This window comes from Emticicia sp. (assembly GCF_049241225.1).
Lineage (GTDB): Bacteria > Bacteroidota > Bacteroidia > Cytophagales > Spirosomataceae > Emticicia.
In genome coordinates this window covers 1-11,819 of record NZ_JBMLRC010000298.1, presented here as the reverse complement: position 1 = coordinate 11,819, position 11,819 = coordinate 1, and the positions used below count along the sequence as shown (strand labels likewise).

At 38.8% G+C, this 11,819-nt stretch carries 8 protein-coding genes and 1 pseudogene; 8 read left to right on the top strand and 1 reads right to left on the bottom strand.

What is annotated here, in order from left to right; all coding sequences use genetic code 11:
* The 7 genes and pseudogenes from ACOVO2_RS16090 to ACOVO2_RS16060 all read left to right on the top strand — a co-directional run.
* Positions 1-543: pseudogene (locus tag ACOVO2_RS16090) on the top strand (alkaline phosphatase family protein); the annotation flags it as partial.
* Between the two features lie 12 nt (positions 544-555).
* Positions 556-945, top strand: a complete 390-nt coding sequence (locus ACOVO2_RS16085) for a nuclear transport factor 2 family protein (protein ID WP_421770961.1) — start codon at positions 556-558, stop codon at positions 943-945.
* Between the two features lie 12 nt (positions 946-957).
* On the top strand, positions 958-1,743 hold the full coding sequence (locus tag ACOVO2_RS16080; RefSeq protein ID WP_421770960.1) for a HipA family kinase: 786 nt from the start codon (positions 958-960) through the stop codon (positions 1,741-1,743).
* A complete protein-coding gene (locus ACOVO2_RS16075; protein ID WP_421770959.1) occupies positions 1,721-2,107 on the top strand; it encodes a DUF3037 domain-containing protein in 387 nt (128 codons plus the stop codon). Before ACOVO2_RS16080 ends, ACOVO2_RS16075 begins: the two co-directional genes overlap by 23 nt.
* Before the next feature lie 71 nt (positions 2,108-2,178).
* Positions 2,179-2,427 carry a hypothetical protein gene (locus ACOVO2_RS16070; protein ID WP_421770958.1) on the top strand — a complete coding sequence of 83 codons (249 nt, stop codon included), beginning with the start codon at positions 2,179-2,181 and terminating at the stop codon, positions 2,425-2,427.
* On the top strand, positions 2,424-2,717 hold the full coding sequence (locus ACOVO2_RS16065) for a type II toxin-antitoxin system RelE/ParE family toxin (RefSeq protein WP_421770957.1): 294 nt from the start codon (positions 2,424-2,426) through the stop codon (positions 2,715-2,717). The genes ACOVO2_RS16070 and ACOVO2_RS16065 overlap by 4 nt, the downstream gene beginning before the upstream one ends.
* Positions 2,718-2,728: 11 nt before the next feature.
* Complete coding sequence (locus ACOVO2_RS16060) at positions 2,729-2,935, top strand: DUF3820 family protein (RefSeq protein WP_421770956.1); 207 nt, start codon at positions 2,729-2,731, stop codon at positions 2,933-2,935.
* Between the two features lie 87 nt (positions 2,936-3,022).
* Here ACOVO2_RS16060 and gcvP read toward each other — a convergent pair whose 3' ends face one another.
* Positions 3,023-5,899, bottom strand: coding sequence for an aminomethyl-transferring glycine dehydrogenase (gene gcvP / locus ACOVO2_RS16055; protein WP_421770955.1), 2,877 nt, complete (start codon positions 5,897-5,899; stop codon positions 3,023-3,025).
* 903 nt (positions 5,900-6,802) lie between these two features.
* On the opposite strand from gcvP, the gene ACOVO2_RS16050 reads away from it, so the two are divergent.
* The coding region (locus ACOVO2_RS16050; RefSeq protein ID WP_421770954.1) for a CHRD domain-containing protein at positions 6,803-11,819 on the top strand (5,017 nt) is incomplete at its 3' end.

The following is an 11,819-nucleotide window of genomic DNA, read 5'->3' as shown; positions in this document are numbered from 1 at the left end:
TCAAAAGCTTTTGCCGCCGCCGACCACCAAATTGCCCATATTTATATCAATGATTTAAGTCAAAAAGAGCGAATCAAGTCTATTTTATCTAAGGTAGAAGGAATTGCTTTGATAATGGACGAAGCAGAGAAACGTGAGCATAAAATCAACCACGAACGTGCAGGAGATTTAGTTTTAATGGCAAAAGCCGATAGCTGGTTTACGTACTATTATTGGTTGGATGATAAAGTTGCTCCTGATTTTGCTCGTAGTGTTGATATTCATAACAAACCAGGCTACGACCCAGTAGAGATGTTTATGAATCCTAAGAATCCGTTCATTAAACTACGAGCAGCGTATAAGTTAGCTCGTAAACTACTCGGTTTCAGATACCGAATGGATGTAATTCCGCTCGATGCTACGCTCATCAAAGGCTCGCACGGAACGCTTGATATTGGCAAAGAGTACTATCCTGTTTTGATTAGTAATCAAACTACTTCTGATGAAATTTTGGCAACTGATGTTTATAATGTCATTTGGAATAGTATTTTTGGGAAAGATTAAACATCAAATAAAATGAAAAAACTATCCTTATTTCTATTATTGTTCGCAAATATAGCATTTGCCCAAAGTCAAGAAATTACGCCCGAAACTTTAGCCCAAAAACAGTTAATTGGTTATAACGCAAGAGACATTGAGGCTTTTTTAGAACCTTATGCCGATGACGTCGAGATTTACACATTTCCGAATACTTTACGAAGTAAGGGTAAAGATGAAATGCGAAAATCTTATGATACTTACTTCCAAAAAACACCGAATCTTCATTGTGAGATAAAAAACCGCATCATTCAAGGCAATACCGTTATTGATAAAGAATACATCACGGGTGCAGGTAAGCCTTTTGAAGCCGTCGCCATTTATCAGATTGAAAATAATAAAATTAAAAGGGTTTATTTTGTAAGATAGACCAAAACTTCCATGCAAAACCTCCGAACCGTAAATATTACTCGCTACGTAACGCCTTTGCGAGAAGGTGGTTCATTGCCTGCCATCGTCGAGGCTGATGATGGCTTTTTGTATGTACTCAAATTTCGTGGGGCAGGACAAGGCGTAAAAGCACTGATTGCCGAATTAATTGGTGGCGAACTAGCTCGTGCGTTGGGTTTGAAAATGCCCGAAATTGTCTTTGCTACACTTGATGATTCGTTCAGTAAAACCGAACCAGACGAAGAAATCCAAGATTTACTACAAGCAAGCGTTGGACTAAATTTGGGCGTACATTATCTTTCTGGCTCAATTACCTACGACCCAATCGTCAAAACGATTGAACCCAAAATTGCCTCAAAAATTGTATTGCTCGACTACATTCTGACTAACGTTGACCGCACGCCACGCAACACAAATATGTTGATGTGGCACAAAGAATTATGGTTGATTGACCACGGTGCATCACTATATTTCCATCATTCTTGGGAAAACTGGGAAGAGCAATCGAAAAGAGCATTTTTGGCTATCAAAGACCATGTTCTTTTGGCACAAGCCACTGAGATTGAAGCTGTTGTTGAAGAATTTTGTGCAACACTCACGCCCAAACTCATCAACGATGTAGTAAACTTGATTCCTGATGAATGGTTGAGCGATTACTCGGTACTTGACTCACCCGAAGAACGCCGTCAAGTTTATGCTCAGTTTATCGAAACACGAGTAAAAATGATAGATTCTGTAATAAAAGAGATAGAAAATGCAAGAAAATCAACTATATGAGTATGCCGTGATTAGGGTTGTGCCAAAAGTTGAGCGGGAAGAATTTCTGAACGTTGGCATTATTCTCTATTGCAAAAAACAAGGTTTTTTACAGGCAAAATACATTCTCGACAAACAACGCCTCAGTGTTTTCGGTGCAGAACTCGACTTTGAAGATTTAGAAAAATACTTACAAACTTGGGAAAAGATTTGCATCGGTGGAAAAGATGGTGGCCCAATAGGAATGTTACCAATTGCATCACGTTTTCGCTGGCTTACCGCAACCCGTAGTACGATTGTGCAGACCTCAAAAACTCATCCAGGGTATTCTACTGATGCCCTAAAAACACTCGAATGTCTTTTTGAGGCTTTGGTTCTTTGCTAAAAAGAATTGATAAAATAAAGTTGTTATTGAATAATAAGATTTCTAAATTAGCAATAGAAAACATTATTTGTATGGAACTCAATACACTTGAACTAAAAAATGAACTTCATACTTTGGTAACTAATACTAATGATGAAGAGGTATTATTTCGTGTAAAAGAGTATTTTACCGAACTAAAAAATAAAGATGATTGGTGGCATTCACTGACAATAGAGCAAAAAAATAAGGTTGAAATTGGTACACAACAATTAGATAATGGCTTGAAATTTTCTAATGATGAAGTACGTATTGAGATTGACAAATTGTTGCAGCAAAAATGAATCAAGCAAAAGAGGTTTATTGGTCTGCATTAGCAAAAGACACTTATGCTGACCTTTTAAAATATTTATTGGATAATTATCCTTCTGAAATTGCCATTAATCTTGATGAAAAAGTAAAAAACCTAATCAACAGTCTGCAATATTTCGACCAACTTTGTCCTCCTTCAAAAGTTGTCAAAAACTATCATAAGTGCGTCATCAATAAACATAATTCACTGATTTACAGAATCAACAATAATCATATTGAAATAGTAGCTTTTATTGATAATAGAAGTGATTTCGCTTATTAAGTCAGCACACCATGAACTCCCAAATCCTTCAAGATTTAGTAAAAATACAAATGCCTTATGGCAAATATAAAGGTCGATTAATCTGTGATTTGCCTGAATATTATCTAATTTGGTACCAAAACAAAGGATTTCCCGAGGGAAAACTCGGGATGTTACTCGCCACGATGTACGAAATAAAAGTTAATGGTTTGGAATATCTTCTAAAACCTTTAAAGTAAGATTCACCAAAATTTAATTCTTACACATAAAAAAAGCTATGCTTCAGTGAAGTCCGAAGCATAGCTTTTTTATGTAAGATTTATCTATCAATTCTCAGCATAAGCCTCGATAGGCTCACATGCACAAACCAAATTTCTATCTCCGTAAGCTGAGTCAATACGACTAACTGTTGCCCAGAATTTATTGGCCTTCACGTAAGGTAGCGGATAGGCAGCTTTTTCTCTCGAATACGGTCTTGTCCATTCTTCTACCAATACCACAGGAGCTGTATGTGGAGCATGCTTCAGAACATTATTTGCTTTATCTGCTTTTCCTTCTTCAATCTCACGAATTTCTTCGCGAATACTCAAAAGTGCATCGCAGAAACGGTCGAGTTCAGCTTTCGATTCTGATTCAGTTGGCTCAATCATGATTGTACCTGCTACTGGGAAAGATAGTGTAGGAGCATGGAAATTATAATCCATCAAGCGTTTCGCTACGTCTTCAGCTTCAACACCTGCTGAAGTTTTGAACTGACGTAAATCAACAATCATTTCGTGGGCACAACGTCCGCTATCGGCTGTGTAAAGAATTTGGTATTCGCCTTCCAAACGAGATTTAATATAGTTAGCATTCAAAATCGCATTTTTAGTGGCATTTGTTAAGCCTTCACCGCCCATCATGGCAATATAAGCGTAAGAGATAGTCAGGATACTTGCACTTCCATAAGGAGCAGCCGAGATTCCGTGAATACCTGATTTTCCACCCATGTCAACGATTACATTCGTTGGTAAAAACTCAGCTAAATGTTGTGCTACACCGATTGGCCCCATGCCTGGACCACCACCACCGTGAGGAATACAGAATGTTTTGTGTAAGTTGAGGTGACAAACATCCGCTCCGATAGTGGCTGGCGAAGTCAAACCAACTTGGGCGTTCATGTTTGCACCATCCATATAAACTTGTCCGCCGTGTTCGTGAATCAAAGCACAAATTTCTTTGATAGATTCTTCAAAAACACCGTGTGTCGATGGATAAGTTACCATCAAACATGCCAAGTTTGCTGAATACTGCTCAGCTTTTGCTTTCAAATCAGCCATGTCGATGTTTCCTTTTTCATCACATTTACTCACCACCACTTGCATTCCTGCCATTACGGCCGATGCTGGATTTGTACCATGAGCCGACGATGGAATCAAGGCAATATTACGGTGCGAGTCGCCACGGCTTTCGTGATAAGCACGAATCACCATCAAACCAGCGTATTCGCCTTGAGCTCCCGAATTTGGTTGCAACGACATTTGAGCGAAGCCCGTTACTTCACACAACCATTCGTTGAGATTTTTGAATAATTCTTGGTAACCTTCGGTTTGGTCTTTTGGAGCAAATGGATGTATTTGACCGAATTCTGGCCAAGTTACAGGAATCATCTCGGCCGTAGCGTTTAGTTTCATCGTGCAACTTCCCAACGAAATCATCGAGTGAACCAACGATAAATCTTTGTTTTCTAAAGATTTTAGGTAACGCAACATTTCGTGTTCGGTGTGGTAGCTACTAAACACAGGGTGAGTCATGAAATCGGAAGTACGGTTTAGACCTACGCTAAAACCAATTTCAACCTCAGATTTTAAGTTGATGTTTGTGCTTTTCCCACCCGCTTCGGCAAAAATATTTAGAAGTTGCTCAACGTCTTTGATAGTTTTTCTTTCATCGAAAGAAACTCCCACATTGCCATTGGCATAATAACGAAGATTTACTTCATGTTTCTCGGCAATTTCCTTGATTTTGCTGTTATCTTCGGTATGAATAGTTACGGTATCGAAATAATTTTTATTCAATACTTGATAGTCGAGTCCTTCAACCGATTCTGCAAAAAGTTTAGTCAAACCATTGATTTTAGCCGCAATATTTGTCAAACCTTTTGGTCCGTGATATACACCGTAAGCTGAAGCCATCACCGATAATAAAACTTGGGCAGTACAGATATTTGAAGTTGCTTTCTCACGACGGATATGTTGCTCACGCGTTTGTAAAGCCATACGCAAAGCACGATTGCCTTGGGCATCAACCGAAACCCCAATGATACGACCTGGAATTTGGCGTTTGAAGCTATCTTTTGTAGCAAAGAAAGCTGCATGAGGTCCACCATAACCCATCGGTACACCCAAACGTTGAGCCGAACCAACCACTACATCAGCACCCATTTCACCTGGAGGTGTGAGGAGCGTTAATGACAATAAATCGGCAGCTACGGCAGTAAATACATTCAATTCATGAGCCGCAGCAATCAAATCAGTATAATCATATACCTCGCCGTTGGTGGCTGGGTATTGCAATAAAATTCCGTATAAATCTTCGTTGGTTAAATCGTAAGTGGCATGATTACCCACCACAACATTAATTCCCAAAGGTTTAGCACGACCAATGACCAAATCAATGGTTTGTGGGTGGCAAAGTTCAGAAACGAAGAAGGTTTGAGCATTTTTCTTGGCAGCAGGACGCACACTGTGAAGCATCGTCATGGCCTCGGCAGCAGCAGTACCTTCGTCAAGTAAAGAAGCGTTGGCAATTTCCATTCCTGTTAACTCAATCACCATCGTTTGGAAATTCAAAAGCATTTCTAAACGTCCTTGTGCGATTTCTGCTTGGTAAGGCGTGTAGGCCGTGTACCACGCTGGGTTTTCGAGTATATTTCTCAAAATCACATTTGGCACAACGGTATCGTAATAGCCCGTACCAATAAATGATTTATAAACTTTGTTTTTTTGAGCCAATGCCTTGAAATGGGTTAAAAAATCTACTTCCGACTTTGCTTCTGGCAAATTGAGTGGATTTTTTAAACGAATTCCAGCAGGAACGGTTTCGTTGATGAGTGTTTCGAGCGAATCAACACCAATTTTCTGTAACATTGATTGGAGTTCGATTTCACTCTTGCCGTGGTGACGACTTTCAAAGGATTCTTGCGTAATTAGGTTTACTTTCATCGGTGAAAAACCCCCTGCCCCTGAAGGGGAGTTTATTTTTGAATTGATTCATGCTTTGGGGTGTAAAACTGCATGAATGGTTTGTTTGGATGAGCATGCAAATATACTAAAAATATAAATTAATTGTTGAAACAAATTGTTAGAAAATCAGAGAAATTTTATTGAATATTTTTAGAAGGCAGTATATTTAATCTACAAGAGTGGTATATTTTAGAGAAAATGTCTATCAGAACGATAAATTACAGAAAATAACAAAAACAAAATAAACTCCGTGCAGTTTAGCTTTTTTGACAAATATTTTTAACACTCACTAATGAGAAAGCAGAATAAAATATTCTAATGTTTTGATTTTAGGAAGAGAAGATAAATTTTAGAATAACCGAAGTTCAACTGATAGTGACAAATCTGCTCAATATTTTTGTTTTTTTTGACGAATATAAATGCATCATACTAAGCAACGGCTGCTTAACTTTTTGACATTGTTACATACATTTTTAAGATGTATTAAAACATTCACTACAAACATTCTAAAGCTAAGTACTGTCACAACTTGATTTGAATAACTAAAATTGAAAATATCAAGAATCATAAGCCAAATTTAAGTTGCTTGGCTAGATTTAAGTTTAACAAAAGAAAAAGTCTTTATAAAATTAATTAACAAAAAAATATTCTTATCAAATAAAAATCTAAGTGTTTTTTTTCTAACTTTATACATATTGTTTCACTTTGGATCCTACTAAAATTCTAATCATTTTTGCTATGAAAAAAACATTTACACATTATTTTAACACTATAACATTCTTTGATTTAGATTCTTTATTTTTATCAACTTCTTCAAGATCCCACTTTGAAAATGTAATTGTTTTTTTTCGAAAAAAAATACACTTTGCAGCAGTGCTGATAATGACTTTAGGCATCTCTACCAGCTTTGGACAAGCAAATTTTACAGGATCCTATTCTCAAAATTTTAACGGCCTTCCTAGTTCGGGAACAACAAACGCTTGGACAAATAACACAACTCTAACAGGTTGGTATGCTGAAAGAATTAGTGGAACAGGAACAACTGCACTAACTCTAAATGCAAATGATGGATCTTCAAATGCTGGTGGAATTCATAGTTTGGGAGCAACTGGAAACTCTGAAAGAGCATTCGGTTCACTTGCTTCTGCTACAACCATTCCTGCAATTGGCCTGAGATTAACAAATGCCACTGGCAACACTATTACAAATCTAAGATTAGAATATGTTGGTGAGATTTGGCGGACTTCCACTTCGGCTCAAAACAAATTAGTTTTTAGTTACCAAATTTTTTCTACTGGTGGTTTTACTGGTTCATTAAGTGCTGGTACATGGACACCAGTAACTGCTTTAGACTTTACGGGTTCTGCACCTGTTACTACTAATGGTGCGGTTGATGGTAATTTAGCCGCAAACCAAGTAGCTATTTCAAATACTATATCATCAATTAATTTGTTGAATGGTCAAGAAATTGTATTCAGGTGGGTTGATGCGAATGAAGCAGGTAATGATGCAAGTTTAGGAATTGACAATTTGGTTGTCTCGATTCCCTCCACAACTCCTGTTCTTTCTATCAATGATATTTCTCAAACAGAGGGTAATTCAGGAACAACAAATTTTACATTTACTGTAAGTCTTTCTTCACCAGCCCGAGCTGGTGGTGTCTCATTTGATATAAGTACTGCTGATAATACAGCAACAACAGCCAATAATGATTATATATCAAAAACATTAACTGGTCAAATAATTCCAGAAAATAGTTCGACTTATAGTTTTACAACTGTAATTAATGGAGATCTGACACCGGAAACCAATGAGACCTTTTTTGTAAACATAACGAATGTTGTAGGAGCAACAGTTGGAGATGGACAAGGACAAGGAACAATCAATAATGATGATGTAGCTATTACACCTATTCATGATATTCAAGGACCAGGCAATTCATCTCCAATAGTCGGATCCTCCATTACTACGAGAGGAATTGTAACGGGTGTGAAGTCAAATGGTTTTTTCATTCAGGAACCAGATGCAAGTGTAGATGCCGACCCAGCGACTTCGGAGGGGATTTTAGTTTTTACGAGTTCTGCACCGCCAGTAGCCGCTACAATTGGTAATTTGGTTCAAGTAACGGGAACAGTCACAGAATTTATTCCGTCTCAAGATCCACTTTCTCCACCAATTACCGAAATAACATCTCCAACAGTTATACAATTGTCAGCTGGAAATTCATTGCCAAGTTCCATTTCATTGACAACCTCATTTCCAAGTCCATCAGGTGCGTATGACCAGCTTGAAAGATATGAAGGAATGAGAGTCTCGGTATCTTCTATGACAGTTGTGGCTCCAACACAGGGTTCTGTTAGTGAAAGTAATGCAACTTCATTAAGTAATGGAGTTTTTTATGGAGTAGTGACCGGAAATGCTCGTCCATTTCGAGAGGCAGGGATTCTTGATCCCAATCCGGCCCCTAGCGGGGGTAGTATTCCTCCGATTCCACGATATGATGGAAACCCTGAATTGATAAGGGTGGATAGTGATAGTCAACCTGGATCAATCGCTCTAGATGTATCGACAGGTACTGTTTTGACTAATTTAATTGGCCCATTAGACTATTCATTTAGATACTATACTATTCTTCCCGATGCCGCCTCACCGTTTACTGCTTCAGGCCCGGCTCAACCAACTGGGGTAAGCACGAAAGAATCAAATCAGTTTACTGTAGGGACATTTAATTTACAAAGATTTTATGATACGATCGACGACCCAGGTACTTCTGATGTAATACTTACAAACACAGCATTTAATAATAGACTCAATAAAGCCTCATTAGCAATCAGAAATATATTGAAGTTTCCTGATATATTGGCCGTTGTTGAAATGGAAAAATTATCTGTCTTACAAACACTAGCAACAAAAATAAGCAATGATGCCATCGCCAATTCACAGCCAGATCCGCAGTATTCTGCTTATTTAATTGAAGGAAATGATGTTGGAGGTATTGATGTTGGTTTTTTAGTAAAAGGAGGAGGTACGGTTTCAGTAACAGAAGTAGTGCAAGAATCAGGTACTACATTATTTATCAATCCTGATGCATCTACCGAAATCCTAAATGATCGACCTCCATTACGATTGAAAGCGGTAATCAATCATACTTCAGGTAAAACTTTCCCAATAACAGTCATAGTAAATCATTTACGTTCATTAAATGGTGTCGATTCTGAAACTCCAGGTTCAAACGGATGGGCAACCTCGGGTGCCAGAGTCAGAGCAAAACGTCAAAAACAGGCTGAAAATTTAGCCAATCTTATTCAATCTATTCAAACATCAAATCCGGATGAAAAGATAGTTTTGGTTGGAGATTTCAATGCCTTTGAGTTTAATGATGGCTTGGTAGATATGATTGGCGTGATAAAAGGAACACCAAGCCCCGACAATCAAACTGCCGTGCCTGGTGATGGTGTTGATCTTGTCAATCCTAATTTTGTGAGTCCAACTATTACGGATTCGCCATATTCTTATACATTTGATGGTTCGGCTCAGACCTTAGATCATGTAATTGTTTCAGCAAATTTGAATAGTTTCGTAGCAAAAGTTGAACATGGACGTATTAATGCTGATTTTCCTGAAATTGAGAGGAATAATCCAAATTCAGCTCTGCGTATTTCCGACCATGACCCAGTTGTAGCCACGATAAACTTCTGCCCGCCATCAAATACTTACATTCCAACGGCGGTGTCGGTGGATAAAACGCTTGTATGTCCGGGTGCAAATGTCAGTTTAACTGCTACCTGCACAACAGGTACAGTTACATGGTATACTGACGCAACGGGCGGAGTTGCAATTGGCACAGGCTCACCTTTCTCTCATAGTCCAAGTGCCAATACAACCTATTATGCTGCGTGCATGGATTTTATTTGTGAGAGTAACAGAGTCTCTACTGATGAAGTTACGCCAGTTCAATTAGAAGCTCCAACCGGAGTATCTAATCGATCAATTTGTACTGGCTCATCCGCTACTTTGACCGCTTCTTGTACGAGTGGCAATGTGGCTTGGTATGGTTCAGAAACTACAGCATTGCTTTCCACAGTTTCTCCCTATGCAACACCACAACTTACCGAAAATACGAGTTATTCAGTCAGGTGCGAAAATAATGGATGCTTTAGCGATTTTGTAAATGTTTCTGTATCTGTAGTTGGGCTTCCAAATTCGCCGTCTACTACAACAGCCATAAATATCTGTAGTAGTTCCCGAACTACCTTAAGAGCCTCATGTAGTTCAGGAACAGTGTTTTGGTACAATAATTCATCGGCAGATGGCACGGGAAGGGATGGAGATGAGCTAACGACCGCTATTCTAACAAATACTACTTCAAATCCGGTAATTTATAGTTTTTGGGTTAGATGTGAAACAACCTGTAAGAGCCCACTCGTACAAGTTGATATAACTGTCAATCCTGAATTAACAGCTCCGACCGTCACTCCACCACCAAATGTAGTTGTGTGTTCGCCAACGTCGTTAGATTTAAGTGCAACTTGTACAGTTGGCACAGTTTTATGGTCTGACAATTCAACTGGAACAAGTTTGAGAGTAAACACCGTAGGAACTTACTCTATATCGGCAAAATGTGTATTTAATGGGTGTGAATCTCTTTCTAGCACAACCCTTGATTTGGAAATTAAAGAAAAACCGGCCCCACCAACTATTGAAGCAAATCAGGTGGTTGCTTGCTCACCCAATACCCTTATACTCACAGCAACTGGGTGTGAAGGAACAGTCGTTTGGTCGGAAGGAGCAGCGAGTGGGACAAGTCTTACTCTTTCAACAGTTGGAACTTACGCTATTTCAGCCACTTGTATTGTCAATGGTTGTATCTCAGATCCTAGTACGATATTATCATTAGAAATAAAACAGACACCACCCGCTCCAAGTTTAAAACTTATTACAGACCCTGTGGTCTGCCAGCCTTCCACAATTATTTTATCTGCAAGTGATTGTATAGGGACAATTACATGGTCAATTGGCGGAGCTACAGGCACAAGTCTTACACTCTCGGCTGTTGGAACTTATTCGGTTACAGCCACTTGTACAGTCAATGGCTGTACAAGTCCTGCAAGTATTGCTGTTAGTGGATTGACTATCAATGCAGAACCGATTGTGGCAGCCAGTGCAAATCAAGCAATTTGTATCGGATCAAATGCTTCTCTTGCAGCTACTTGTAATTTATATACTCTGTCTGCAAATTTAACAGGTACCCAAGAATTTCCGTCAAATAACTCTACCGCGAGCGGCAGTTTGTTAGGAACTTTCAATACTGTCACGAATCAAATATCGCTAAATGTGAGTTATGCAAATTTATCAGGGATAATTACAGGAGCTCACTTGCATAATGCACCTGCAAATACAAATGGGGCTGTAATTGTTGATTTGATGGCCTTAGGTTCCCCTACCTCAATCTCTGGAAACTACATTAATAGCGTGGCGTTTCCATCGGCACAAGCAGCCAACTTATTGGCTGGTAACATTTATCTAAATATCCATAATTCTACATACCCTGGTGGAGAAATTAGAGGACAGATTATGGCTACATGTGCTGCTAATAGTTATTTGTGGAATCCCGGAGCATTAAGTGGTGCGGCAGTATCTGTAAGTCCTGCTACGACAACTGTTTATACTGTTACAGCTTCAAATTCTGCTACAGGTTGTTCGGCAACAGCTACAACGCAAGTATTTGTAAATCCACTACCAACTCCAACAGCCAGTAGTAATTCACCTCAATGTGCAGGAAATACGTTGAATCTGAATGCATCAGGAGGAGTTTCATATGCATGGACAGGGCCTAACGCATTTAGTGCTACCATTCAAAATCCAAGTGTCAATAATGCGAGTGTAGCAAATTCAGGAA

Excerpts from the sequence above, each read along its gene's own strand:
- ACOVO2_RS16060 (WP_421770956.1), top strand. The coding sequence starts at position 2,729 with ATGAACTCCCAAATCCTTCAAGATTTAGTAAAAATACAAATGCCTTAT.
- ACOVO2_RS16085 (WP_421770961.1), top strand. The coding sequence starts at position 556 with ATGAAAAAACTATCCTTATTTCTATTATTGTTCGCAAATATAGCATTT.
- ACOVO2_RS16070 (WP_421770958.1), top strand. The coding sequence starts at position 2,179 with ATGGAACTCAATACACTTGAACTAAAAAATGAACTTCATACTTTGGTA.
- ACOVO2_RS16065 (WP_421770957.1), top strand. The coding sequence starts at position 2,424 with ATGAATCAAGCAAAAGAGGTTTATTGGTCTGCATTAGCAAAAGACACT.
- ACOVO2_RS16075 (WP_421770959.1), top strand. The coding sequence starts at position 1,721 with ATGCAAGAAAATCAACTATATGAGTATGCCGTGATTAGGGTTGTGCCA.
- gcvP (WP_421770955.1), bottom strand. The coding sequence starts at position 5,899 with ATGAAAGTAAACCTAATTACGCAAGAATCCTTTGAAAGTCGTCACCAC.
- ACOVO2_RS16080 (WP_421770960.1), top strand. The coding sequence starts at position 958 with ATGCAAAACCTCCGAACCGTAAATATTACTCGCTACGTAACGCCTTTG.